We start from the raw sequence: 25,307 nt of genomic DNA, 5'->3' as shown, positions 1-25,307 counted from the left end.
TTAGTCATGGTGAGTTTAGAGAAGAATGACCGTTTAATGTTGGCGCGCCAGTTGCCGTTGAAATCTGTTGCCCTGATTCTGGCAGGAGGACGAGGCACCCGTCTGAAAGATTTAACCAACAAGCGTGCAAAACCGGCCGTTCACTTTGGTGGTAAGTTTCGTATTATCGATTTTGCGTTATCCAACTGTATTAACTCCGGAATCCGCCGTATTGGCGTTATCACGCAATATCAGTCTCACACTCTGGTACAGCATATTCAGCGTGGTTGGTCATTCTTCAGCGAGGAGATGAATGAATTTGTCGATTTGCTGCCAGCCCAGCAAAGAATGCAGGGCGAAAACTGGTATCGCGGCACGGCAGATGCGGTGACGCAGAACCTGGATATCATCCGCCGCTATAAGGCGGAATATGTGGTGATCCTGGCGGGTGACCATATCTATAAGCAAGACTATTCACGCATGCTGATCGACCACGTAGAGAAAGGTGCGCGCTGCACCGTGGCCTGTATGCCGGTGCCGATCGAAGAGGCCAGCGCGTTCGGCGTAATGGCGGTCGATGAAAACGAGAAGATCATTGAATTTGTGGAAAAACCGGCCAACCCACCTGCGATGCCAGGCGATGCCACGAAATCTCTCGCCAGCATGGGGATCTACATTTTTGATGCCGATTACCTCTATGAGTTGCTGGAAAAGGATGACGGCGACGATGGCTCCAGCCATGACTTTGGCAAAGATATCATTCCGACCGTCACCAAAGCTGGCATGGCTTATGCACATCCTTTCCCGTTGTCCTGCGTCCAGTCGGATCCTGAGTCCGAGCCGTACTGGCGTGACGTCGGAACGCTGGAAGCGTACTGGAAAGCGAACCTCGATCTGGCATCCGTGACCCCGGAACTGGATATGTACGATCAGAACTGGCCGATTCGCACCCACATGGAACCGCTACCGCCGGCGAAATTCGTGCAGGACCGCTCGGGTAGCCACGGTATGACGCTGAACTCGCTGGTGTCTGGCGGCTGTATTATTTCCGGTTCAGTGGTGGTGCAGTCCGTTCTGTTCCCGCGCGTGCGGGTGAATTCATTCTGTAATATTGATTCGGCAGTGTTGTTACCTGAAGTCTGGGTAGGACGCTCATGTCGCCTGCGTCGCTGCATTATCGATCGCGCCTGTATTATCCCTGAAGGCATGGTGATTGGTGAAAATGCGGAAGACGATGCCCGTCGCTTCTACCGTTCTGAGGAAGGCATTGTGCTGGTGACGCGCGAAATGCTGCGCAAACTGCAGGTCAAACAGGAGTGAGAATGCAGGTTTTACATGTATGTTCGGAGATGTTTCCCCTGTTGAAAACAGGTGGTCTGGCAGATGTGATTGGCGCGTTGCCGGCAGCACAAATCGCGGATGGTGTAGATGCCCGTGTTCTGCTGCCCGCGTTTCCCGACATTCGTCGAGGTATCACGGATGCGCAAGTGGTCAGCCGCCGCGACACCTTCGCGGGCAGGATTAGCCTGCTGTTTGGTCATTACAACGGCGTGGGCATTTACCTGATTGATGCCCCGCATCTCTACGATCGTCCGGGGAGTCCGTATCACGATACGAACCTGTTTGCCTACACCGATAACGTGCTGCGTTTTGCGCTGTTGGGATGGGTCGGATGTGAAATGGCCTGCGGGCTTGATCCATTCTGGCGCCCGGATGTGGTGCATGCGCACGACTGGCATGCGGGCCTGGCGCCTGCGTATCTGGCCGCGCGTGGACGTCCGGCGAAATCGGTATTTACCGTACACAACCTGGCGTATCAGGGCATGTTTTATGCGCAGCATATGAATGACATCCAACTGCCATGGTCGTTCTTTAACATGCATGGTCTGGAGTTTAACGGTCAGATTTCGTTCCTGAAGGCTGGTCTGTACTACGCCGACCATATTACGGCAGTCAGCCCGACCTACGCGCGCGAGATCACCGAGCCGCAGTTTGCCTACGGTATGGAAGGACTGCTGCAACAGCGCCATCGTGAAGGACGTCTTTCCGGCGTACTGAACGGGGTAGATGAGAAAATCTGGAGTCCGGAGACGGATCTCTTGCTGGCGTCGCGCTATACGCGTGATTCACTGGAAGATAAGGCGGAAAACAAACGCCAGCTGCAGATAGCGATGGGATTGAAGGTGAATGAGAAGGTTCCGCTGTTTGCCGTCGTCAGCCGCCTGACCAGCCAGAAGGGGCTGGATCTGGTGCTGGAGGCGCTGCCGGGCCTGTTAGAGCAGGGCGGACAACTGGCGCTGCTGGGGGCGGGCGATCCGGTGTTGCAGGAAGGTTTCCTTGCTGCCGCCGCGGAATATCCCGGCCAGGTAGGCGTGCAGATTGGCTATCACGAAGCGTTTTCGCACCGCATTATGGGGGGCGCGGACGTTATTCTGGTGCCGAGCCGCTTTGAGCCGTGCGGCTTAACGCAACTCTACGGACTGAAGTACGGCACGCTACCGTTGGTACGGCGTACCGGCGGACTGGCTGACACCGTGTCCGACAGTTCGCTGGAAAACCTTGCCGATGGCATCGCCAGCGGGTTTGTGTTTGAGGACAGCAACGCCTGGTCACTGCTGCGGGCCATCCGCCGCGCTTTCGTGCTGTGGTCTCGACCTTCGCTCTGGCGGTTTGTGCAACGGCAAGCGATGGCGATGGATTTTAGCTGGCAAGTCGCGGCGAAGTCATACCGCGAGCTTTACTATCGCTTGAAATAGATATTCAGGAATCATCATTATGAATGCTCCATTTACCTATGCATCGCCGACGCTGAGCGTAGAAGCGCTTAAGCATTCTATTGCTTACAAGCTGATGTTCACGATTGGTAAAGACCCGGTTATTGCCAATAAGCATGAATGGCTGAACGCGACGCTGTTTGCGGTGCGCGATCGTCTTGTGGAGCGCTGGCTGCGTTCTAACCGTGCCCAACTGTCACAGGAAACGCGTCAGGTTTATTACCTGTCGATGGAGTTCCTGATTGGGCGTACTCTCTCCAATGCGCTGTTGTCTCTGGGGATCTATGACGATGTCCAGGGCGCGCTGGAAGCGATGGGGTTAGATCTCGAAGAGCTCATCGATGAAGAAAACGACCCGGGTCTCGGTAACGGTGGCCTCGGGCGACTGGCAGCCTGTTTCCTGGATTCGCTGGCAACCTTAGGGCTGCCGGGACGCGGCTATGGCATCCGCTACGACTACGGGATGTTCAAGCAGAACATTGTTGATGGACGACAGAAAGAGTCTCCCGATTACTGGCTGGAATACGGTAACCCGTGGGAATTCAAGCGCCATAACACGCGATACAAAGTTCGCTTTGGCGGGCGTATTCAGCAGGAAGGCAAGAAAACGCGCTGGCTTGAAACCGAAGAGATCCTCGCGGTCGCGTACGATCAGATTATCCCCGGTTATGATACAGACGCCACCAACACGTTGCGTCTGTGGAATGCGCAGGCCAGTAGCGAAATCAACCTCGGTAAATTCAACCAGGGGGATTACTTCGCCGCAGTGGAAGATAAAAACCACTCCGAGAACGTGTCGCGCGTACTGTATCCGGATGACTCCACCTACTCCGGGCGCGAACTGCGTCTGCGTCAGGAGTATTTCCTGGTCTCCTCTACGATACAGGATATTCTGAGCCGTCACTATCAGCTGCACAAAACCTACGACAACCTCGCGGATAAGATTGCCATTCACCTGAATGACACGCACCCGGTGTTGTCGATCCCGGAGCTGATGCGGTTGCTGATCGATGAGCATCAGTTCACCTGGGACGACGCGTTTGAAGTGTGTTGTCAGGTCTTTTCCTATACCAACCACACGCTGATGAGCGAAGCGCTGGAAACCTGGCCGGTGGATATGCTGGGTAAAATCCTGCCGCGCCACCTGCAGATCATCTTTGAAATTAACGACTACTTCCTGAAAACGTTGCAGGAGCAGTATCCGAACGATACCGGTCTGCTGGGACGAGCGTCGATCATTGACGAATCCAACGGTCGTCGCGTGCGTATGGCGTGGCTGGCGGTCGTGGTGAGCCATAAGGTGAACGGTGTTTCCGAATTGCACTCTAACCTGATGGTTCAGTCGCTGTTTGCGGATTTTGCGACCATCTTCCCGACGCGTTTTTGCAACGTGACGAATGGTGTGACGCCGCGCCGCTGGCTGGCGCTGGCGAACCCGCCGCTTTCCGGGGTTCTGGACGAGAATATTGGCCGTACATGGCGTACCGATCTGAGCCAACTGCATGAACTCGAACAGCACTGCGATTTCCCGCTGGTCAATCATGCGGTAGGTCAGGCGAAACTGGAAAACAAAAAGCGGCTGGCAAACTATATTGCGCAGCAACTCAATGTGGTGGTGAATCCAAAATCGCTGTTTGATGTCCAGATCAAGCGCATTCATGAGTACAAGCGTCAGTTAATGAATGTGCTGCACGTGATTACGCGCTACAACCGCATCAAGGCCAATCCTGATGCGCAGTGGGTGCCGCGGGTGAATATTTTTGCTGGTAAGGCTGCGTCGGCCTATTACATGGCGAAGCACATCATTCACCTGATTAATGACGTTGCGAAGGTCATCAATAACGATCCGCAGATTGGCGATAAGCTGAAGATCGTGTTTATTCCCAACTACAGCGTGAGCCTGGCGCAACTGATCATTCCGGCGGCGGATCTGTCCGAGCAGATTTCGCTGGCGGGGACGGAAGCCTCCGGCACCAGCAACATGAAGTTCGCACTGAACGGCGCATTGACTATCGGTACGCTGGACGGGGCGAACGTTGAGATGCTGGAACACGTTGGCGAAGAGAACATCTTTATCTTTGGTAACACGGCAGAAGAGGTCGAAGAACTGCGCAGGCAGGGCTATAAACCGCGTGAGTATTACGAAAAAGATGAGGAACTGCATCAGGTGCTGACGCAAATCGGCAGCGGCATGTTCAGTCCGGATGAGCCAGGGCGTTATCGTGATTTGGTAGATTCGCTGATCAACTTTGGCGACCACTATCAGGTGCTGGCGGACTATCGCAGCTATGTTGATTGTCAGGACAAGGTGGACGAGTTGTACGGCCGCCCGGAAGAGTGGACTGCCAAAGCGATGCTCAATATCGCCAACATGGGTTACTTCTCCTCTGACCGTACCATTCAGGAGTACGCCAAACATATCTGGCATATTGACCCGGTGCGGCTGTAAGTTGTCCTGTTAACCAAAGGAGCCTACGGGCTCCTTTTTTGTGCTCAGTTATTGTGCGTTGATATGGAATAATCACCGTCTGCTGGTGTATAGTGTCCGAGGAATTAATTATAATTAGTTGATAAATTTATGAAAAAAATCACAACATCGATTCCCGCCCTCGACAAAATTATGCGCGTCTTCGCCTATCTGATGGAATGCGATGGCGCGACGTTCACGCAGATCCATCAGAATTCAGGGATCGCAAAAAGTAGTACCTCCTCTTTACTGACGGGCATGGTTGCGCATGGCTTATTGCGTCAGGAAAAAGACAAATATTACCTGGGGTTACGTCTCTACGAATTAGGGAATAAAGCCGCAGAACAGTACGATATTAAAAAAATAGCGTTGCCGGTCCTGAAAGAAATTCGTGATGCGACAGGTTTAACCTGCCATCTTGGCGTGCTTGAAGGTGATTCCCCCATTTATCTTCTCAAGCTGGAAAGCCCACAGGCGATTGTGATACGCAGTTGGGAAGGTAAGCGCCTTTCGTTGCACAGTTCCGGTTTGGGGAAAGTGCTGATTGCCTGGCTTAATTCTGAAGACCTGGATGAGTTGCTGCCACCCGATCAGGTTCTGACGCGCTTTACCGAGACGACGATTACGGATGTGAATATCCTGAAGCAGGAATTAGCCGGGATCCGCCAGCGTGGCTGGGGCTATGATAACGAAGAAGATTCTTTGGGCGTGCGTTGCATCGCCGTGCCGGTATTTAATGCCGAAGGGAAAGTGGTGGCGGCATTGAGCGTATCCGGTGTGGCGTTCCAGATCCCGGATGAAAAACGAGAAGCGCTTGCCGCACAGATGATGGATGCCAGTCGTCGTCTGTCGTTAATGCTGCGCTAGTCTTTTCGCCGGGATAAGGAAAGAAAAGGCGGGCGTGAAGCCCGCTGATTTGGCTTACAACCCGGCGCGCTGTAAAACCTTTTTCAGGCTGGCGATGTGCGCCTCATTTGCCGGTTGCACCGGAGGCATGACCTCTACCGGGATATCAATGCCGCTGAGCTGGATGGCTTTTTTGATAATCCCAAAGAAAGGGGTATCCAGACTGTAAATGGTGGATAACGCAGAGAGCCTGCGTTGCAGGTGAAACAGGGTCTCATACTCTTTTTCGCACCAGGCGCGATAAATTCCACAGGTTAACTGTGGAGCAAAGTTAGCCGTCGCAGGGATCCCGCCATTTCCCCCCATGATCAACGTGTCCAGCATATATTCATCGTAACCAGAGAAAATAACAAAGTCAGGGCGAACCGGTCGTACGGTATTGATGATTTCGCGAATATGACTAATGTTATCCACCGTATCTTTTATGCCAATGATATTGGGGATGTCATGCGCCAGTCGGGTAATTAAATCGATACTGAGATCCTGGCCGGTGAGCGCCGGAAAATTATAGAGAATCACCGGCGTTTTGATGCTTTCCGCGACGGTTTTGAAATGATGATAAATATAATCATCGGTCAGCCTGGCATAATAAGGATTGAGGACCAGGACGGCATCCACTTCCAGACGGTCGGCATGCAGACCGTAATCAATAACGTCTTGCGTGCAGGTACTGCTGATCCCTAACAGCACGGGAATTCGATGATTGATATGTTGAACACAAAACTCGGCGGCTTCCAGGCGCTGCTCTTTTGTCATGTGGCAGAACTCGCCGCCGCTGCCGAGCAATAATACGCCGTTCACCTGGTTTGCAATAAGGTGGTCGAGTAACGTCGCCATCCCTTTTTTATCTAACTCTCCCTGGGCATTAACAATTGTGGGAACAGGCGGAAAGACACCGTTGAATTTTTCAGTTTGCATAATGAGTTTATCCTTAAAAGCAGGTGGGCTGGCAGTCATGCCGCCCACCAGGGACGTTATTTAATCCAGGCTCCCGCCATTAATGAGGTTGCGTTGGTCGTAAATTGCTTAAAGACGCCGCGTCGGTTTGAATAATCCGGTTTCGTCCAGTTTTCCCGACGACGTTCAAGACAGTGCTGAATTTCTTCTTCCGTTTTGTATTCCCCGTTAATGCCAACAATGTTGAGCTTGCGTCCTTTGACGTCCATTTCGATGAGGTCGCCGTCTTCGACAAGTGCAATGGGACCGCCATCGGCGGCTTCCGGAGAAACATGGCCGACGCAGGGGCCGCTGGTCGCGCCGGAGAAACGACCATCGGTAATCAGGGCGACTTTGCCATCAAGGTGTTTATCGTAAACAATCGCGTCTGTGGTCATGAGCATTTCCGGTGCTCCCGAACCTTTCGCCCCTTCATAACGAATAAAAATGACATCACCCGGTTCGATGTGGTTATGAATAATGGCTTGCTGGGCATCCTCTTCCGAATTGAAGACGCGTGCAGGGCCGGTATGGTGGTGCATATCTGGTGCGCAGGCGGCGTATTTGATAACCGCGCCTTCCGGCGCGATATTGCCTTTTAACACGGCAATCGACCCTTTCTTGGTCGCGTTTTCCGGTTTACGGATCACCTCTTCCGGGCTGACCCGATAATTACTCAGATAGCCGTGGTTGCGGGTAAAGAAGCCGGACTGATGGAGCATCTCCAGGTTTTCGCCCAGCGTGCGGCCTGTCACCGTCAAGACATCCAGATCCAGATAATCGCGAAGATACCATTGCACCATCGGCACGCCACCGGCGAACCACATCATTTCTGTGACGTACTGGCCGCTGGGTTGAATATTGGTGAGGTAAGGGATCTCATTGTTTATCTGGTCAAACAGTTCAGGTTTCAGCTCCCAACCCAGTTCATGGGCGATTGCCGGGAGATGGATCATGGCGTTGGTGCTGCCGCCGATGGCGGCATGGACCTTAATGGCGTTTTCAAAGGCGGCAGGGGTGAGAATCTTATGCGTCGTGATGTTTTTCTCTGCCAGGTATAACGCCTGATGACCGGCGCTCCGCGCGATGCGACGAATTTCCGCCAGCGTAGAGGGCAGTAACGCGCTTCCCGGTAAAGCAAGGCCCAGCGCTTCAGACATGCACTGCATCGTGCTGGCGGTGCCCATGAACTGGCAAGCGCCTGCCGTTGGGCAACCGCACTGCTGCATGGCTTCCACCTGCTGAATGCCAATCTCGCCTTTCTTGAGTTTGGCGGTAATGCCACCGAGATCGGATGTGCTCATATTCGGCGCCGGACGCATTGAGCCACCGGGGATATGCAGCATCGGTAGGTTCAGGCGCGCCGCGGCGATCAAATGCGCCGGGATCGATTTATCACAGCTGGAGATCAAGATACCGGCATCATAAGGCACAACGGAGGCATGGATTTCGACCATGTTCGCGATAGCCTCGCGGGAGGCTAAAATATAGTTCATCCCGTCATGACCCTGGCCCCAGCCATCACAAATATCAGTCACGTGATGACGAACGGCACGACCGCCGCTTTCGTGAATGCCTAAGACGGCTTCATCGCCCAGATGATTAAGATGAAAGCTACCGGGATGACTTTCGCCATAGCAGTCATCCACCAGAACCTGCAGCTTATTGACATCTTCTTTGGTGTAATTCATCCCCAGACGCAGGGCGTCCAGTTGTGACCACAGGTCACGGGCGTGTTGGCATTTCTGACTCATTTGGCGATTCCTTCTTGTTTGAGCGACGTCTCAGGCGCCGATGCATGATGAGGGTTGCTACTGCCTGCAGGACGGGCAGTAACCGAAGGTAAACTGAACAGCAGTGCGACAGCGATGAGGAGTGCGGCCACCAGCACGGTCATCCCCGCCGTTTGGGAGAACGTGACGGTTAACAGGCCCACCAGATAAGGACCAATAAAGCCGCCGATGTTGCCTAATGCGTTGATGGTGCCGCGTACGCCACCCAGCACGTTGGGGGCGAAGAGTAATGGCGGCAATGTCCAGAACGGTCCCGCATAGGCTTGCAGGAAGAAGCCGCAGATGACCATCATGCCGTACGCCAGCCAGACGTTATCTTTAAGCAGCAGGGAGAGGGCGAGGCAGGCGGCAAAACCCAGCAGTGGAATTGCCGTGTAGAGACGACGGTTCATGGTTTTGTCGCACCATTTGGCAATGTAATACTGACCGACGATACACAAAACGTACGGTGCCGCAGTCAGTAAGCCGACGATCGTCATTCCGCTGCCGGTCAGGTGTTTAATCAGGTTTGGCATCCAGAGGGCAAAGCCGTAGAAACCGACCTGCACGAAGAAATAGATGCCAATCAGCTTCCATAAGTTAATGCTGCGCAGAACATTGCGGATACTGCTGGTTTCACCCCCGATCGTCAGCGCGCGATCGGCCTGCAATTTCTGTTCGATCCAGGCGCGCTCTTTAGGATCCAGCCACTTGGCCTGATGAGGATGATCGGAGACCAAAGGCAGCCAGACGAACAGCAGGCCGAGTGAGAGTAACCCCTCGATGACGAACATTTCACGCCAGCCGTAGGTTTCGATCAGCCAACCGGAAAGTGGCCCGGTAATGATCGACGCCACGGCAAGGTTCATCTGGAAATAGGCAATCGCTCTTGCGCGTTCTTCATTAGGGAACCAGTGACCAATCAGTGCCAGGATGGCAGGATAGACCGCACCCTCAGCGACGCCAAGGATAAAGCGGATAATCAGCAACTGGGTTGGGGTCTGGACGAAGCCGGTCAGCAGCGCGAAGCCGCCCCATGCGACGATGGTCCAGGCGATTAATTTCTTGGCGCTTAATCGTTCCGCGATTTGACCGCCCGGAATTTGCAAAAAGATATAACCAATAAAGAAAATGCCGGCGACCAGACCGGCAAACGAGGCGGTCATCCCCAGGTCTTCTTCCATCCCCCCCGCAATCCCAATCGCGATGTTCGTCCTGTCCATGTAAGCCACGATATAAACGAGGATGGTGGCTGGAATGATGTGTAGCCAGCGTCCTCGCGTAGTCGGTTTATCGAGTTCAATGCTCATTAGCGCATCCCTTAATAGTAGAGGTATTTGTTCTGTATATAGAACTATTGTTCTGTATGCGAATACTATGAGGGGATAAATTATGAGCGTCAATTCCCTATTTTCAGCAAGGTTATGTTTTGTGATTTGCTTCATATCCTGTTGCAAAAACCGCAGAAACACGTTCCCTTGCTAAAAGCAGGCCAGTTTTCCGGGGAAGCATCAAAACTGTGTCACTCTTCACAGGATGACGCTTTCTGTTGATTTGTGAGTTGTGTACGTCGGGGCTCTTGCAATAAATTCCATATAAAGAATATATGTTCCGTATATTGAACTTTACTGCTAAGGAGAATTTGAATGGTCACAACGGCAATATTTCCGTCTCGCTATGTTCAGGGAAAGGGCGCTTTGACAACGCACCTGCCTCAGGAACTTGCCTCTTTAGGGCATAAAGCGCTTATTTTACAAGATCCTGTGGTTTATGAGAGATATCAGGATACGCTCGCAACGGCACTTCACGGCGTGGTTGATTTTGAAATTGAGGTTTTCAATAGCGAATGCAGCGATGAAGAGATCGCCAGAATTTCTGCGCGTGCGCAGCAGGTCGGGGCGGATGTTATTGTGGGTATGGGCGGGGGTAAAACATTAGATACCGCCAAAGCGACAGGGGCAAGTTTGCGTCTTCCTATTGCCGTCGTTCCTACGCTTGCCTCAACCGATGCCCCCTGCAGCTCGTTAGTCGTCATCTATACACAGGAAGGTCAATTCAAACGCTATCTGATGATCCCCCGTAATCCCACGTTGGTGTTGGTGGACAGCGCCATTATCGCCGCCGCGCCGGTGCGCTTCTTAATCTCCGGAATGGGAGATGCGCTGGCGACCTGGTTTGAAGCCGAGGATTGTCGGATAAAAGGGGCCGGGAATATGACAACCCGTCCAGGCCCCATGACGGCTTTTGAGTTGGCCCGCTTCTGTTACAACACGCTGATGCGCTACGGCCGTTCGGCAAAGCTGGCCTGTGAACAGCATCAGGTTACGCCAGCGCTGGAACATGTGATTGAAGCCAATACGCTGTTATCCGGGCTCGGTTTTGAAAGTGGAGGACTGGCGGCAGCGCATGCTATTCATAATGGTTTAACTGTACTTCCCGCCACACATCAGTACTGGCACGGCGAAAAAGTGGCCTTTGGTACGCTGGCAATGCTGGTGTTAACCGACAGGGATCCTGAACTTGTCGAAGAGGTCTATCAGTTCTGTGAGGACGTGGGGCTGCCGATAACGCTGGCAGATATTGGGCTGGCTGACGTCAATGATAAAGCGCTACTGGCAGTGGCGCAGGCAGCCTGTCAGGCGGGAGAAACGATGCATAATGAACCCTGCGAAATTTCGCCAGAGGCGGTTCTTGCCGCATTACGAACTGCAGATGCGCTTGGACAAGCGCGGAAGCGGAAAATGAAGTCACTCTGAGAGTAATAAAACGCCCGGTAGCGTATTGCTATCGGGCGTCATGTCATTTAAGACGCCAGTGAAAGCTGATGTTTCTCGACGTACTCCGCCAGCCATTGAGTCATGCGGGACTGCTGTTCGGCGTTGAGCCACATGCCTTCTTTCGTACGACGCCACAGCGCATCGTCCGCGCGGCGAACCCATTCGTGGTCCACCAGATATTTCAACTCTGCTTCGTAGAATTCATGGCCGAAGTCTTCACCCAGGTCAGCAACCATCGTCGCTTCACCAAGGATCCACTCGGTGTTGCTGCCATAGGTGCGCGAGTAGTGGCGTGCCAGCGATTCCGTCAGGAACGGATAACGACGCCGCAGTTTTGCCGCGTAGTCTTCACGATCGCCACCGATTTCACCGCCTGGCAGCACGCAGTCTTTGGTCCATGCCGGGCCAATGCCCTGATAGTACGACGACAATTTCTCCATCGCGTGCTCGGCGAGCTTACGGTAGGTGGTCAACTTACCGCCGAAGACGGAAAGCAGCGGCGCTTTGCCGTTTTCATCATGAATATCCAGCGTGTAGTCACGGGTGATGGCCTGCGGTGAATCCGATTCGTCGTCGCACAGCGGACGCACGCCGGAGTAGGTCCAGACGATATCGTCGCGACCGAGCGGTTTCTTAAAGTGCGCGTTGTACACTTTCAGCAGGTAATTGATTTCACTTTCGTCAATTTTCACCGCTTTCGGGTCGCCTTTGTACTCGACGTCGGTGGTACCGATGATCGAGAATTCATCCATCCACGGAATGACAAACACAATGCGCTTATCTTCGTTTTGCAGGATATAAGCCTGTTTCTGGGTGTGGACGCGCGGCACCACAATGTGGCTGCCTTTGATCAGGCGAATACCATACGGTGAAGGCAGATGCATGCCTTCGTCGAAAAATTCTTTCACCCACGGACCGGTGGCATTGACCAGTCCCCGTGCCTGCCAGGTGAATTTCTTTCCGGTATCGATATCTTCGGCTTCGACCACCCACAGACCATTTTCGCGACGCGCAGAGGTTGCACGAGTGCGGGTTAACACCTCCCCACCTTTACGCACCACCATCTGGGCATTGGCCAGCACCAGACGCGCATCGTCTACCCAGCAGTCAGAATATTCGAAACCGCGCACGATTTCGGGTTTCAGTACGGACTCTGTGCCAAAACGCAAACCGGCAGAACCCGGTAAGCTGGTGCGTTTGCCCAGGTGATCGTACATAAACAGACCAATGCGGATCATCCATGCCGGACGCAGGTGCGGGCGATGCGGCAGACGAAAGCGCATCGGGAAGGCGATGTGCGGCGCCATTTTCAGCAGCACTTCGCGCTCAGCCAGCGCTTCGCTCACCAGCCGGAATTCGTAGTGTTCCAGGTAGCGCAGGCCACCGTGGATGAGTTTAGAACTGGCAGAGGAGGTCGCGCATGCAAGATCCTGCGCTTCCAGCATCAGCACGGATAAACCGCGTCCAGCGGCATCTGCCGCGATACCGGCACCGTTGATGCCTCCTCCTATCACAATCAGATCTTTGGTTTCCATGCTGCCCTCGTGCACTTTCGTTATGGCTCATAAATGTTCGTTATCGAGCATAATAGCAAAGAAACGCGCCAGTGGTAACATCGAATAAACAATTTACAGTGATACATATAACATTATGGCGTTTCACTCCCGTGGGGACGTAAACTAAGGGGTAACATGCCGAAAACGTATCACCTGCACTATAAAGAAGAGAATGTATGGAACAGTTTGAATGTATTAATGTTGAAGAAGCGCACCAGAAGCTACATCGGGGCGCGGCGGTACTGGTGGATATCCGCGATCCGCAAAGTTATGCAATGGGCCATACTCCCCAGGCATTTCATCTGACGAACGACACGCTGGGTTCATTCATGCGCGATCATGACTTCGATACGGCGGTCATGGTGATGTGTTATCACGGCAACAGCAGCAAAGGCGCGGCGCAATATTTGCTCCAGCAGGGTTATGACGCGGTCTACAGCGTAGACGGCGGATTTGACGCCTGGCATCGTCATTTTCCCGCAGAGGTGGCATACGGCTCGTAAGCCTTTATACTGTCCCCTTTTGTACGGATTAAGCGACAGCAACCATGTTGATGATTACCTCTTTTGCTAACCCCCGCGTGGCGCAGGCCTTTGTTGATTACATGGCGACGCAGGGCGTTATCCTGACCATTCAACAACATCATCAAAGCGATGTCTGGCTGGCGGATGAGACGCAGGCCGAACGTGTGCATGCGGAGCTGGCGCGTTTTCTGGAGAATCCCGGCGATCCGCGCTATCTCGCGGCCAGTTGGCAGTCCGGCCATACCGGCAGTGGACTTCATTACCGCCGCTTCCCGTTTTTTGCCACACTGCGAGAGCGCGCAGGCCCGGTCACCTGGCTGATTATGGCGGCCTGCATTCTGGTGTTTATCGTCATGAATATCGTTGGCGATCAAACCGTGATGGGGTGGCTGGCCTGGCCGTTCGACCCGTCACTACAGTTTGATGTCTGGCGCTACTTCACGCACGCCTTCATGCACTTTTCACTGATGCACATTCTCTTCAACCTGCTGTGGTGGTGGTATCTTGGCGGTGCGGTTGAAAAGCGTTTAGGCAGCGGCAAACTGATTGTGATTACGGTCATCAGCGCCCTGCTGAGCGGATATGTACAGCACAAGTTTAGCGGCCCGTGGTTCGGCGGGCTTTCCGGTGTCGTCTACGCGCTGATGGGCTACGTCTGGCTGCGCGGCGAGCGCGATCCGCACAGCGGGATCTACCTGCAACGTGGGTTGATTATTTTCGCGTTGATTTGGATTGTCGCCGGATGGTTTGATTTGTTTGGGATGTCGATGGCCAATGGCGCACATATCGCCGGGCTGGCAGTTGGGTTGGCAATGGCGTTCGCGGATACGTTAAATGCGCGAAAACGAACATAGTTCCAGGGAATAACAATGAAACAAACACAACGACATGATGCAATCATTGAGCTGGTAAAAAAACAGGGATACGTCAGTACTGAAGAGTTGGTGGAGCATTTCTCCGTTAGCCCACAAACGATTCGCCGGGATCTCAACGACCTGGCCGATCAAAACATGATTCTGCGCCACCACGGCGGCGCGGCGCTACCGTCCAGTTCAGTCAACACGCCGTGGCACGATCGTAAAGCCACGCAGACGGCGGAAAAAGAGCGCATTGCGCGCAAAGTCGCTACCCAGATCCCCAACGGTTCAACGCTGTTTATTGATATCGGGACCACGCCAGAGGCCGTGGCGCACGCGCTGCTCAACCACAGCAATTTGCGTATCGTGACCAACAACCTCAACGTCGCGAACACGCTGATGGTAAAAGAGGATTTCCGCATTATTCTCGCGGGCGGCGAGCTTCGCAGCCGTGACGGCGGCATTATTGGCGAAGCGACGCTCGACTTTATTTCCCAGTTCCGCCTGGATTTCGGCATTCTGGGGATCAGCGGCATCGACAGCGACGGCTCGCTGCTGGAGTTCGACTATCATGAGGTGCGCACCAAGCGTGCGATTATCGAGAATTCCCGCCACGTCATGCTGGTGGTGGATCATTCGAAGTTTGGCCGTAATGCGATGGTGAATATGGGCAGCATCAGCCTGGTGGATGCGGTGTATACCGACGTTCTGCCGCCAGCGGGTGTGCTCCAGGTGATTACCGAGAACCATATTCAACTTGAACTGTGCTAGACGTGCTGGTTGAAACCGTCCCCGGCGTGCCGGGGACCTGTGGATGACGCGCTTACAGACGCTCAACAATCACGGCAATCCCCTGACCCCCGCCGATGCACAGCGTTGCCAGCCCGGTGGATTTATTACGCTGCTGCAACGCGTGAACCAGCGTCACCAGAATCCGTGCGCCGCTTGCGCCAATAGGATGGCCCAGCGCGATTGCGCCGCCGTTGACGTTCACTTTCTCTTCCGGGAAGTCGAGCTCGCGGGCAACCGCCAGATACTGCGCGGCAAAGGCTTCGTTGGCTTCGATTAAATCCAGGTCGCTGACCGTCATTTTGGCTTTTTCCAGCGCCCGTTTTGTCGCCGGTATAGGGCCGAGTCCCATCATGCTGGCGTCAACCCCAGCCGACGCCCAGCTTTTCAGACGCGCTAACGGGGTTATCCCATGTGCACGTGCAGCGCGTTCGGACATCAGGACCAGCGTCGCCGCCGCATCATTGATGCCGGAGGCATTGCCTGCGGTGACGGTCCCCGTACTTTCAAAGGCCGGACGCAGTTTCGCCAGCGAACCCGCATCGGTTTCCGGACGCGGAAACTCATCGGTATCAAACAGACAGACCTCTTTTTTACGCTTCAGGGTTACCGGCACGATTTCCTGCCTGAAATAGCCCGCGTTGATCGCGGCTATCGCTTTTTGCTGTGATGCCAGCGCCACCTGATCCTGCTCTTCGCGGCTTAAGTGATAGCGTTTGGCAATATTTTCCGCCGTGATCCCCATGTGGTAATCATTGAAGGCGCACCAGAGCCCGTCGTGGATCATCACGTCTGTCAGTTCACCGTTGCCCATACGATACCCCTGGCGCGCGCGGGCCAGCAGGTAGGGGGCGGCACTCATGTTTTCCATCCCGCCGACGATACAGGTCTGATTGTCGCCACTCAAAATGGACTGTGCGCCCAGCACGACGGTTTTCAGGCCGGAGCCGCAGACTTTATTGACCGTGAATGACGGAACGCTCTCCGCTAAGCCTGCATGATGCGTCACCTGGTGGGCCGGGTTTTGCCCTAATCCGGCCTGTAACACGTTACCGAGGATCACCTCGTCAATGTTGATATCCGACGGAAGATCCAGCAGGTTTGCCCGCACGCTCGTCGCGCCCAGCATCACCGCCGGGACGTCTGCCAGGCTGCCGGCAAATTTACCAATAGGGGTGCGTTTCGCACTCACAATAACAATGGAATCGTTCATGCCAGAGCCTCCACGGGCTGCATTGTTTTCAGGTGTGCACAAACACGGAAGTTTGCTTCCGTACGTGCACGAAGTTCATCAAGCGTGATGGTGTCGCTGATTTCGTCGAGGATCATTTCGCCGTTCACAAAGCTGAATACGGCAAGTTCGGTGATGACTTTGCTGACTTTGCCAACCGCCGTTAAGGGGTAACTGCAGCGGTGCAGCAGCTTTGGCTCGCCATTTTTAGCGCAGTGCTCCATCGCGATAATGACTTTTTTGGCTCCCGCCACGAGGTCCATTGCCCCGCCCATACCGGGCACCATTTTTCCGGGCACCATCCAGTTGGCGAGGCTTCCGTGTTCATCGACCTGCAAACCGCCGAGCACGCAGACATCCACATGTCCCCCGCGAATAAGGGCGAAGGAGAAGCAACTGTCGAACATTGCCGCGCCGGGGATCATGCCGCAGGGCTGACCGCCTGCATTGACGAGACAGGCATTCACCTCGTCCAGAGGGCCGAGGCCAAGAAAACCATTTTCCGACTGCAACGTGACCTGAATATCCTCGGCCAGGTAGTTCGCGACCTGCGTCGGCAGGCCAATGCCCAGATTGACGACGTCGCCATCGTGTAACTCCTGCGCCACGCGGCGGGCAATACGTTCTTTTGCGTTCATCACTGGGCCTCCATGAACAGATGATCCACCAGCGCGCCTGGAGTGATGACGTGCACAGGAGGAATACTTCCCAACGCGCCGATGTCGCGGGTTTCGGCCACGACCACATCGGCGGCCAGAGCCATCACCGGGTTGAAGTTGCGGGCGGTCAGGTCATAGGTGAGATTGCCGGCCTCATCGGCATGACTGGCGAGAAGAATGGCGAGATCGGCGCGCAGAGGTTGTTCCAGCAGCCATTTCTCACCATTGACCAGTAGCGTTTGTTTATTTTCTTCCACCACCGTGCCCAGCCCGGTTTGCGTGAGGAATCCCCCCAGTCCGGCTCCGCCCGCACGGATCTGCTCGGCGAGCGTTCCTTGCGGCACTAACTGAACATCGAGTTCACCGGAAATCATTTTCTTACCGGTTTCCGGGTTGGTGCCAATATGAGAGGCGATCACTTTTTTGACCTGGCCGTTAGAAATCAGGGGGCCAATGCCTTTATCGACAAATGCGGTGTCATTGCCGATAATCGTTAATTCTTTCACCCCGGAACGCATAATTTCTGCCACCAGATATTCCGGCGTCCCGACGCCCATGAAGCCGCCAAACATAATGCTCATGCCGTCGTGTAATAATTCGCGGAATTTATCCGCCGTTATTCTTTTGTTTTGCATAATGGTGTACTTGCTGTTTTGAGGACAGGGATCCTCTGGCGGGATAATGAAATCCCGCCGAAGCGTGAGGATGTTGGTGTCCGAAAAAATTAAATGGGCATATCCAGTAACGCCGAGCTCAGCCCTTTGCCGTGCATATCCAGCGCCAGTGAGCGAGTGACGCCACCTCCCAGCGCTTTATGCATCACGAAATTCAGCGCGCCGAGTTCCGGTAATTCATAACGAATCACCTCGCCCTGTACGATATCGCCAAACCAGGCTTTGACTTTTTCGGCGGTGACCTGTTCTGCCAGCGTGGCATAATCTTCCGGGCGCCAGGCAATTAATGAAATATTGGAAATATTTCCTTTATCTCCGGTACGGGAATGAGCGATTTCACGTAATTTCATTATTTATTCTCCAGTACGGTAACGTGGTGTTGAACGCATTGACGCGGAATAAGAGTGGAATCCATGGCCAGGATTTCTTTTACGGATTTCATGACGCCGCCGCCGCCCGCTGGGCCGTTGGTATAGAGCGTTTCCACTTCGTTACCGACGGTAACCGCCTGCGCACGGGTGGCACAGCGGGCAGCAACACGGGCGCGCACTTCATAGGGAGCGCTGTACTGACCGCGCGTTTCACCATGCAGCGCATTAACGCCAATGAGGTCGTAACGCGTTTCCTCTAGATTAACGTGGCAAATTGCGAAGCGCTCACGCACGATATCGAGAGCGAGACGGCCGCGATTTACCGCGCCCGGACCGGCGTAGGAAATTTCACCTTCACCGATAAAGCCATCCTGATAACCCACTGACACTTTCAGCGTTTCGGTTCGTGGCGCACCCGTCGCGCCGGTAACCCGCACGGCATCCGGACCGCACTGGCTGAAACGCACATGGCTAAAGTCAGCGACCACATCAGGGGTGAGATAACGATCCGGTCGGTGGATTTCGTACAGTAGTTGCTCTTTGCAGGTGTCTTCGGTGACCAGCCCACCGGAACCGGCCACTTTGGTAATGGTGGCGTTGCCATCTTCACTGACTTCAGCCAGCGGAAAACCGAGGTGTGCCAGATTAGGGACATCCTTCACCCCCGGATCGGCATAATATCCGCCGGTGATTTGTCCCGCGCACTCCAGAAGATGACCGATACAGGTTCCCATCCCCAGATGCTGCCAGTCATCAGCGGCCCAGTTGAATTCATGCATCATCGGCGCAAGGAAGAGAGAAGGGTCAGCGACGCGTCCGGCGATCACCACATCCGCATCGGAATCAAGCGCTTCCAGTAGCCCCGCCGTACCTAAATACGCGTTTGCGGAAAGTAAGGGTTTTTCAAAGCGAGAAACGGGGACACCGGCTTCATCCAGCGTCAGATCCATCGACTGAATGAGTGACAACACTTCATCGCCAGTGACTACCGCGACTTTAAGGCCATGCAGACCCAGTTCCTGAGCTATCTTCAGCACCGCTTTTCCGGCGGCGACCGGGTTGGCAGAACCCATGTTAGAGATGATCCGCACGCTTTTGGCGTGACAGGTCGGTAACACCGCGCGCATCCGCGCGTCGAGCAGTTCGTTATAGCCTTTGTTCGGATCCTGTTGTTTCTGTTTTTGTCCAATGGCGATGGTGCGCTCTGCCAGACATTCAAACACCAGATAATCCAGTTCCCCTTTTTCGGCCAGTTCAACCGCAGGCTCAATGCGATCGCCTGCGTAGCCTGCTCCGGAACCAATTCGAATTGTTTTCATTTTATGTCCTTAATTCGTCACAAGAAATGTGCTGTTAAATCGGGAAGACGCCGGTGAGGGCGGCGGCAAAGGTCATAATGACGCTGGCTGCCCACAGGACCGGGATAGAGAATTTTTGGTGATCCGCGAGGTCGACACTGGCAAGGCTGACCAACAGGAAGGTCGCCGGGGTCAGTGGGCTGACCGGGAAGCCGGTGGTCATCTGACCCAGCACCGACGCCTGAGCGACCTGAATGGCGGGGATACCCATGATGTCCACGGTATGTGCGACGACAGGCATAATGCCGAAGTAGTAAGAGTCGGGATCGAAAATCAGCGACAGCGGCATCGAGATAAGGCCGACGATGAACGGAATATGGGACGCCAGCGCCGCAGGCATAAACTCCACCGCAGCATGAGACATCGCTTTCAGCATGCCCGCACCGCCCATGATCCCGGTAAATGCCCCTGCTGCGAACAGGATACTGGCCATCATCAGCGCCGCTTTGGCGTGGGCGTTGATCCGTTCTTTCTGCATTTCAACATTCGGATAGTTGATCATCAGCGCCAGCGTCAGGGCGATCATGAAGGCGACGGTGGGGGAGATACGGGTGAAGACCATCGTGCCGATCACGGCGATGACCAGCGCGATGTTGATCCAGAAAAGATGCGGACGACGCAGGACTTTTTCCTGCTCGGTCAGTTCCTTATGATGCGAGAAATCGCCTGCGGCCGCGGCAAAGTGGGCTGCGCCAAGGCGTTTCTCTTCGCGTTTACCCCAGTACCAACCCATCACGACCATAAAACCCAGACCCGCGAGCTGCGCCGGAATGAGCGGGATAAAGAGGTCATGAGTGGTGACGTTCAACGCGGCAGAGGCGCGAATCATCGGTCCGGTCCAGGGTAAAAAGTTAACCCCGGCGCTGAGCGCAACAATGCCAAGCAGGATCCGTTTGTCCATACCGAGGCGATTGAACAGTGGCAGCATGGTAGGGACCGTAATTAAGAAGGTTACCGCGCCATTACCGTCAAGGTGGGCGATGAGCGCCAGAAGGCCCGTTCCGATGATGATTTTAACCGGGTTGGTCCCGACGAAGCGCAAAATGCCGCGCACGATAGGATCAAACATCCCGGCATCCGTCACGACGCCAAAAAAGGCGATCGCAAAGACAAACATCGCTGCCATCGGGGCCAGTTTTGTGATGCCTTCGACCACATATTTTGCCGTATCCGTTCCGCAGCCTGCAGCCAACGCGCCAATCACCGGAATGACGATCAGGGCAACCAGGGGTGACATCCTTTTAGACATGATAAAAAATAATAAGGTGGCTATGGTAAGCACACCTATTAGCGCCAGCATGTGTTTCTCCTTAATATTTTTATAAATTTATCTGCTTCGGAATGTATGAAAGTAAATACAATGTTAACTTTGTGCAGAGGGTTATATGTTTTATCAATGCATTAATTTTTATCACAGTGTGCCAGGTGGGACTAATTTGTAAATCCGATGGAGTCATTTGATGCAAGGGTTAATGCTATTATTTGAGATAGAAATAACGTTATAGCAAATTTGTTTGAATATAAAAATACCATTGTAAACATATGGTTATTTAGTGTATTGGATTTTTTCTGCTTAAACGACTTTAGTGAGGATGGACCCGTTAATCGAAATTAAAATGCGGTTAATGTGGGGTGAGTCATAAAAAGAAATTAACTGCCTTTTATTCATTTTAAAAACCGATAAAATAATTAATGATTCCGATGGCAGGAGTGTGAAATGAATCTTTCGATTAAGCAACTCAGGGCATTCTTAATATTAAGTGAGGCTGATAGTTTTACTCAGGCGGCCCGGCGGTTTAACCTTTCTCAGCCCGCGTTTAGTACCCTGATTGCATCACTGGAAGAGGAAATCGGCTACCGGCTATTCGACAGAGATACGCGGCGAGTGTTGCTGAATGCGGATGGCATTCATTTTCTCGATCTGGCGCGCAATATTGTTCAGAGCCACGACGATGCGGTGGGGGAAATCAAAGACCGGGTGGCGGGTAACCGCAACGATATCACCCTCGCGGTGTTGCCTTCGCTGGCGGTGGAGTGGTTACCTGAAATACTGGTGAAATACAGTAAGAAGGAGCCGCAGAGTAATGTGAAACTGATCGATACCCAGTGGGATCGTTGTCTGAAGGCCTTGCTGGATGGTCAGGCGGACATGGCATTAACCGCCGGGCAACCCTCGCTGACCACGTTCGATTCGACGCTATTATTCTCGGATAAGTTTTATCTGCTCTGTCATCGCGAACATCCTCTGGCACAACAATCTTCAGTATCGCTCAGTCAGGTCTGCGATTATCCCTTTATTGCTTTCAGCGTCGGGACCAGCATTCGGCAGTACACCGATAAGCTCTGCGAAAATCTGGCCATGAGTTTTGATTATCAACTGGAAGTACGACAACTCACTACGATGATGGGCCTGATCGCTGCCAATTACGGGATCAGTATTACGACCGGATTAACCCTGTTCCAGTTCAACCATAAAGATATCGTGATTTTACCGTTTGAAGACCTGGCGCTGGAACGGGCAATCTATCTGGTGACGCCGAAGGGGCGACATCCTGCACCTGGCGTCACGGCGTTTGCGGAATTCATTACCTGCCAGGCGCATCAGTTCGCGTCAGAACATATGTGAGGTTAACGCCAGCGAAAAACCGGTGACGTTACACCCCATAACCCATCATTTTCAGCAGTCGCTGTGCGTGTTGTACCGCATCCTGACGGTGCGCCACGCCGAGTTTCTGATACAGATTACGGATATGCGTCTTGATAGTGGTCGCCGCCACCGCCAGTTCGCCCGCGATTTGTTCGTTGCTGTAGCCGGAATAAATCAGCCCCAGAACCTGCCATTCACGCTGCGTCAGCGGACTGGTGCGGATAAGCTCCGGCACTTCCGGATGATTCAGCAGGCGCTCCACAAAGCCTTCGTCAAAGTGGGCGTACTTGTGGCGGTGATGCTGGTTGATTTCACGCAGAATGCGCTGCGCGCGGTGCTGGTCCAGTTCCGGCAATGTATTCAGTTGAATAAGCTGGCGTAACTGTTGCGCCATCGACTCACCTTCAATCACGAAATGGCTGATGAATCCGGTGCGATTGGCTAATTGCAGGGCATCAAGCAGCACGCGCTGAGCGTCATTTTTGCGTCCGGCCTGCCAGTACAACTGGTTAAGCAGTAGCAGGTTACGGTTCAGGTCGCTCATCAGACGCAGGCTGCGCGCGTTTTCATTCAGCTCTTCCAGGACTATCTCTGCGGGCTCAAATTCGCCCAGCAGAATTTGCGCTCTGGCGATATTGCGCCACTGGCCTTGCAGGAAGTGGTTGTTGGCAAACTCCGGTTTTGGCGTCTGGCGCAACCAGTTGGCGGCCGACTTTTTATCGCCAGTCATCTGCCAGTAGATCACCCGAACCTTATCGGCGTTTGAGATCCAGTCGCTATGGTAGTGGCCGTTGCCAAGCAGATTCTCCAGACGGTTAAGATGGCTGCGGGCATTGTCCAGATCGCCACGGGCCAGCGAGCACTGCACCAGCAGTGCCAGGCACTGTAGCTGCTGCTGCGGCTGAAAGGCGGAGAGCACTTCGATGCCGCTGCGCGCAGAGGCTTCCGATTCGTCCAGTCGCGCCCACGCCCACAGCAGTTGGGCACGAATGCGCACCAGGAACTCGTGCATGGGCAACTGCTCCAGATGCTGATCTTTAATCAACTGGAACGCTTTCTCCTGGGTTTCCCAGGCGGCCTGCAAAAATCCCTGGGCAAAGAGAATTTCACTCTGCTGGATCAAGCTCCAGAGCGCGTAGTGCCAGACATCATGATGACGCGCCATCTGTTCAGTTTGCTGCATCAGCGTTAACGAGCGAGAGAGATCGCCCTTACAGTGCAGCACTTCGCCGTGTACCGAGGTCGCCACAATACGGCTGTAGTACAAGGCGATGGGCAACTCATCCAGCGCCAGTTTTGCCAGATGCTCGGCCTCATCGGGATTTCCGTCGTTGATCGCCACCTGAGCGCGGAGCGCGTTAAACTCGGCGTGCAGCGTACTGTCCATCACGCCCTGAATCTCTTGTTCAGCGCGGGCCAGCAGGGTGTTCACTTCGCTGTAGCGGTGCTGGCTCTGCATCAGCCAGGCCTGTAGCAACACCAGACGCGGGTTTTCCAGCAGACTTTCCCACGGCAGCGCTTTTAACGACTCTTCCAGCAGCGCCAGTTCGCTGTGGTTAAACAATCCCCATGCGTGGTTAAGCAGGATATCGCGCAGCATATGCGCATCGCCTGCCGCCAGCGCATGGTGGATGGCTTCACTGGGGAAACCTTGCGCCATCCAACTCTCTGCGGCGGCGCGATGGATATCCTGTAGCTCTGTCGCCAGTTCCCACTGGCAGCGCTGACGCAGGAAACTGCCAAACAGCGGGTGGTAGCTGAACCATTCACCGGAGTCATCCATCCGTTGCAGGAAAAGTCCCTGGCGCTCGATCTCTTCCAGCCGCATCTGACCGTTCTCTTCACCGGTCACGCGAACGATCAGCGCGTCGTTCATTGAGCGTAACACCGCGCTTTTCAACAGGAAGTGACGGGTGCTGACATCGACGCTGTCCAGCACTTCATCGACCAGATAATCCGAGAGATGGCTGGCGTTAATGCCTGCCAGACGGCGTGCCGACTGGTGCGCAGAGTGGTTGTTCTGCCGCGCAGAGAGGGCAATGAGCTGTAATGCCGTCGCCCAGCCCGCCACATCGTCACACATCCGACTGCTTTCAGCGGCTTCAATGGGAGAGGACAAGCGGCGGTCAAAAAACTGTTTTGCTTCCTGGTGATTAAAAGCCAGTTGCTGACTGCCTATCTCCAGAAGCTGATCGCGCACGCGCAGGTTGGCAATCCCCAACTGCGGTAAGTTACGCGACAACACCACCAGCGTGAGATTTTCAGGCTGATGGCGCAGGAAGAAGCGCATGGATTCATGAATCACCGGGTTAGTGATCAGGTGGTAGTCGTCGATGACCAGATACAGCGGGCGATCCCACTCCGCCAGCTCAATAAAGAGCTGCGCGAAAAGCGAGGTCAGACTGACATACTGACGTTTTTGCACCATCACTTCACTGGTGGTGCAATGACCGTTGGTAGCCTGCTGTATCGCGGCAATCAGATAGCTGGCAAAACGCTCCTGCTGATTGTCGCCTTCATCCAGCGAGTACCAGCCGAGCTCATTTTTTCCGGCAGCCCATTGTGAAATGAGCGTGGTCTTCCCATAACCTGCAGGACTTGTTACCAGGGCCAGCCTGAAATTGTTCGCGCCGGAAAGTTTAGCCAACAGGCGCTCACGAACCACCGTATGGTCGAGACGAACCGGACGACTGAGTTTAGACGGAATCAACATAGTTAGCACTTCACTGTGGAAAATGGGGGACTGCGATTTTTTTTGCGCTTCGTAATTAATAGATATAAGGTCGGCCAGAAAGCGCCTTATTGCAAGTTAAGAGGCCTTTTTGTGTTTCTGAATTTGCACTCTGTCACAAATCTTTATAACTATGACAGAAACCGCTTTCAATCGCGCGCAAGGCGCAAACTGTCTGGGTTGGAGGGGGATTCTACGGGGTGAAATGGGGCTATTTTATTCCTGTGGTCTTTGACTTTTTTAGCGAAAGTGGCCCTATAACATGCCGGGAAATTAATATCAGTACGATTATTCCAACA

20 protein-coding genes are annotated in these 25,307 nt (G+C 53.9%); 9 read left to right on the top strand and 11 right to left on the bottom strand.

Annotated elements, in window-relative coordinates; translation table 11 throughout:
* Positions 1-6 precede the first annotated feature (6 nt).
* The 4 genes from glgC (at position 7) to F384_RS18630 (ending at position 6,087) form a co-directional block, all read left to right on the top strand.
* On the top strand, positions 7-1,299 hold the full coding sequence (glgC, locus tag F384_RS18645; RefSeq protein ID WP_046491563.1) for a glucose-1-phosphate adenylyltransferase: 1,293 nt from the start codon (positions 7-9) through the stop codon (positions 1,297-1,299).
* Between the two features lie 2 nt (positions 1,300-1,301).
* Complete coding sequence (glgA, locus tag F384_RS18640) at positions 1,302-2,735, top strand: glycogen synthase GlgA (RefSeq protein WP_046491561.1); 1,434 nt, start codon at positions 1,302-1,304, stop codon at positions 2,733-2,735.
* Between the two features lie 19 nt (positions 2,736-2,754).
* Positions 2,755-5,202 carry a glycogen phosphorylase gene (gene glgP, locus F384_RS18635; protein WP_046491558.1) on the top strand — a complete coding sequence of 816 codons (2,448 nt, stop codon included), beginning with the start codon at positions 2,755-2,757 and terminating at the stop codon, positions 5,200-5,202.
* Between the two features lie 129 nt (positions 5,203-5,331).
* Positions 5,332-6,087, top strand: coding sequence for an IclR family transcriptional regulator (locus F384_RS18630; RefSeq protein ID WP_046491556.1), 756 nt, complete (start codon positions 5,332-5,334; stop codon positions 6,085-6,087).
* A 54-nt stretch (positions 6,088-6,141) separates the two neighbouring features.
* Here F384_RS18630 and F384_RS18625 read toward each other — a convergent pair whose 3' ends face one another.
* The 3 genes from F384_RS18625 to F384_RS18615 are packed head-to-tail and all read right to left on the bottom strand — an operon-like array spanning position 6,142 to position 10,144.
* A complete protein-coding gene (locus F384_RS18625; protein ID WP_046498374.1) occupies positions 6,142-7,047 on the bottom strand; it encodes a dihydrodipicolinate synthase family protein in 906 nt (301 codons plus the stop codon).
* Positions 7,048-7,100: 53 nt separating this feature from the next.
* Positions 7,101-8,816, bottom strand: coding sequence for a dihydroxy-acid dehydratase (ilvD, locus tag F384_RS18620; protein WP_046491553.1), 1,716 nt, complete (start codon positions 8,814-8,816; stop codon positions 7,101-7,103).
* Entirely contained in the window at positions 8,813-10,144 is a 1,332-nt protein-coding gene (locus F384_RS18615) for an MFS transporter (RefSeq protein ID WP_046491550.1), read from the bottom strand. Before F384_RS18615 ends, ilvD begins: the two co-directional genes overlap by 4 nt.
* A gap of 336 nt (positions 10,145-10,480) precedes the next feature.
* On the opposite strand from F384_RS18615, the gene F384_RS18610 reads away from it, so the two are divergent.
* Positions 10,481-11,590: a glycerol dehydrogenase gene (locus F384_RS18610; protein ID WP_046491548.1), complete on the top strand. Its 1,110-nt coding sequence runs from the start codon at positions 10,481-10,483 to the stop codon at positions 11,588-11,590.
* A 47-nt stretch (positions 11,591-11,637) separates the two neighbouring features.
* On the opposite strand, the gene glpD is transcribed toward F384_RS18610, so the two are convergent.
* Positions 11,638-13,146, bottom strand: coding sequence for a glycerol-3-phosphate dehydrogenase (glpD, locus tag F384_RS18605; protein WP_046491546.1), 1,509 nt, complete (start codon positions 13,144-13,146; stop codon positions 11,638-11,640).
* A gap of 197 nt (positions 13,147-13,343) precedes the next feature.
* Between glpD and glpE the strand changes: the two genes are divergently transcribed.
* From glpE to F384_RS18590, 3 genes are read left to right on the top strand one after another with little or no spacing between them, the layout of a single operon-like run.
* Positions 13,344-13,670, top strand: a complete 327-nt coding sequence (glpE, locus tag F384_RS18600) for a thiosulfate sulfurtransferase GlpE (protein ID WP_046491544.1) — start codon at positions 13,344-13,346, stop codon at positions 13,668-13,670.
* A 44-nt stretch (positions 13,671-13,714) separates the two neighbouring features.
* Positions 13,715-14,545, top strand: a complete 831-nt coding sequence (glpG, locus tag F384_RS18595) for a rhomboid family intramembrane serine protease GlpG (protein ID WP_046491542.1) — start codon at positions 13,715-13,717, stop codon at positions 14,543-14,545.
* 15 nt (positions 14,546-14,560) lie between these two features.
* Positions 14,561-15,319, top strand: a complete 759-nt coding sequence (locus F384_RS18590; RefSeq protein WP_046491540.1) for a DeoR/GlpR family transcriptional regulator — start codon at positions 14,561-14,563, stop codon at positions 15,317-15,319.
* Between the two features lie 52 nt (positions 15,320-15,371).
* Here the strand turns inward: F384_RS18590 and F384_RS18585 are convergent, their stop codons facing one another.
* The 6 genes from F384_RS18585 to F384_RS18560 all read right to left on the bottom strand — a co-directional run bounded on the left by F384_RS18585 (position 15,372) and on the right by F384_RS18560 (position 20,930).
* Positions 15,372-16,550 (bottom strand): acetyl-CoA C-acetyltransferase, encoded by a 1,179-nt coding sequence (locus F384_RS18585; RefSeq protein ID WP_046491538.1) that lies wholly within the window; start codon positions 16,548-16,550, stop codon positions 15,372-15,374.
* On the bottom strand, positions 16,547-17,206 hold the full coding sequence (locus tag F384_RS18580; RefSeq protein ID WP_046491536.1) for a 3-oxoacid CoA-transferase subunit B: 660 nt from the start codon (positions 17,204-17,206) through the stop codon (positions 16,547-16,549). Before F384_RS18580 ends, F384_RS18585 begins: the two co-directional genes overlap by 4 nt.
* Entirely contained in the window at positions 17,206-17,862 is a 657-nt protein-coding gene (gene atoD / locus F384_RS18575) for an acetate CoA-transferase subunit alpha (RefSeq protein ID WP_046491534.1), read from the bottom strand. The genes F384_RS18580 and atoD overlap by 1 nt, the downstream gene beginning before the upstream one ends.
* A gap of 89 nt (positions 17,863-17,951) precedes the next feature.
* Complete coding sequence (locus F384_RS18570) at positions 17,952-18,251, bottom strand: hypothetical protein (protein WP_046491532.1); 300 nt, start codon at positions 18,249-18,251, stop codon at positions 17,952-17,954.
* Positions 18,251-19,591, bottom strand: coding sequence for an acyclic terpene utilization AtuA family protein (locus tag F384_RS18565; RefSeq protein ID WP_046491529.1), 1,341 nt, complete (start codon positions 19,589-19,591; stop codon positions 18,251-18,253). The genes F384_RS18570 and F384_RS18565 overlap by 1 nt, the downstream gene beginning before the upstream one ends.
* A 34-nt stretch (positions 19,592-19,625) precedes the next feature.
* The gene (locus F384_RS18560) at positions 19,626-20,930 is read right to left on the bottom strand and encodes a CitMHS family transporter (protein WP_046491527.1); all 1,305 of its coding nucleotides are present in this window, start codon (positions 20,928-20,930) and stop codon (positions 19,626-19,628) included.
* A 417-nt stretch (positions 20,931-21,347) separates the two neighbouring features.
* Here F384_RS18560 and F384_RS18555 point away from each other — a divergent pair, with 417 nt between their 5' ends.
* Complete coding sequence (locus F384_RS18555) at positions 21,348-22,256, top strand: LysR family transcriptional regulator (RefSeq protein WP_046491525.1); 909 nt, start codon at positions 21,348-21,350, stop codon at positions 22,254-22,256.
* Between the two features lie 28 nt (positions 22,257-22,284).
* Here F384_RS18555 and malT read toward each other — a convergent pair whose 3' ends face one another.
* Positions 22,285-24,990, bottom strand: coding sequence for an HTH-type transcriptional regulator MalT (gene malT, locus F384_RS18550; RefSeq protein ID WP_046491523.1), 2,706 nt, complete (start codon positions 24,988-24,990; stop codon positions 22,285-22,287).
* Positions 24,991-25,307: the final 317 nt, after the last annotated feature.

It is taken from the genome of Citrobacter amalonaticus Y19 (assembly GCF_000981805.1).
GTDB lineage: Bacteria > Pseudomonadota > Gammaproteobacteria > Enterobacterales > Enterobacteriaceae > Citrobacter_A > Citrobacter_A amalonaticus_C.
Note: the sequence above shows the minus strand (reverse complement) of the source record. Positions and strands in the feature narration are given on the sequence as shown.

Excerpts from the sequence above, each read along its gene's own strand:
- F384_RS18560 (WP_046491527.1), bottom strand. The coding sequence starts at position 20,930 with ATGCTGGCGCTAATAGGTGTGCTTACCATAGCCACCTTATTATTTTTT.
- glgP (WP_046491558.1), top strand. The coding sequence starts at position 2,755 with ATGAATGCTCCATTTACCTATGCATCGCCGACGCTGAGCGTAGAAGCG.
- F384_RS18590 (WP_046491540.1), top strand. The coding sequence starts at position 14,561 with ATGAAACAAACACAACGACATGATGCAATCATTGAGCTGGTAAAAAAA.
- atoD (WP_046491534.1), bottom strand. The coding sequence starts at position 17,862 with ATGCAAAACAAAAGAATAACGGCGGATAAATTCCGCGAATTATTACAC.
- glgC (WP_046491563.1), top strand. The coding sequence starts at position 7 with ATGGTGAGTTTAGAGAAGAATGACCGTTTAATGTTGGCGCGCCAGTTG.
- F384_RS18615 (WP_046491550.1), bottom strand. The coding sequence starts at position 10,144 with ATGAGCATTGAACTCGATAAACCGACTACGCGAGGACGCTGGCTACAC.
- F384_RS18565 (WP_046491529.1), bottom strand. The coding sequence starts at position 19,591 with ATGAAAACAATTCGAATTGGTTCCGGAGCAGGCTACGCAGGCGATCGC.
- F384_RS18585 (WP_046491538.1), bottom strand. The coding sequence starts at position 16,550 with ATGAACGATTCCATTGTTATTGTGAGTGCGAAACGCACCCCTATTGGT.
- ilvD (WP_046491553.1), bottom strand. The coding sequence starts at position 8,816 with ATGAGTCAGAAATGCCAACACGCCCGTGACCTGTGGTCACAACTGGAC.
- glpE (WP_046491544.1), top strand. The coding sequence starts at position 13,344 with ATGGAACAGTTTGAATGTATTAATGTTGAAGAAGCGCACCAGAAGCTA.
- F384_RS18570 (WP_046491532.1), bottom strand. The coding sequence starts at position 18,251 with ATGAAATTACGTGAAATCGCTCATTCCCGTACCGGAGATAAAGGAAAT.
- F384_RS18555 (WP_046491525.1), top strand. The coding sequence starts at position 21,348 with ATGAATCTTTCGATTAAGCAACTCAGGGCATTCTTAATATTAAGTGAG.
- F384_RS18610 (WP_046491548.1), top strand. The coding sequence starts at position 10,481 with ATGGTCACAACGGCAATATTTCCGTCTCGCTATGTTCAGGGAAAGGGC.
- F384_RS18580 (WP_046491536.1), bottom strand. The coding sequence starts at position 17,206 with ATGAACGCAAAAGAACGTATTGCCCGCCGCGTGGCGCAGGAGTTACAC.
- glpD (WP_046491546.1), bottom strand. The coding sequence starts at position 13,146 with ATGGAAACCAAAGATCTGATTGTGATAGGAGGAGGCATCAACGGTGCC.
- malT (WP_046491523.1), bottom strand. The coding sequence starts at position 24,990 with ATGTTGATTCCGTCTAAACTCAGTCGTCCGGTTCGTCTCGACCATACG.
- glgA (WP_046491561.1), top strand. The coding sequence starts at position 1,302 with ATGCAGGTTTTACATGTATGTTCGGAGATGTTTCCCCTGTTGAAAACA.
- F384_RS18630 (WP_046491556.1), top strand. The coding sequence starts at position 5,332 with ATGAAAAAAATCACAACATCGATTCCCGCCCTCGACAAAATTATGCGC.
- glpG (WP_046491542.1), top strand. The coding sequence starts at position 13,715 with ATGTTGATGATTACCTCTTTTGCTAACCCCCGCGTGGCGCAGGCCTTT.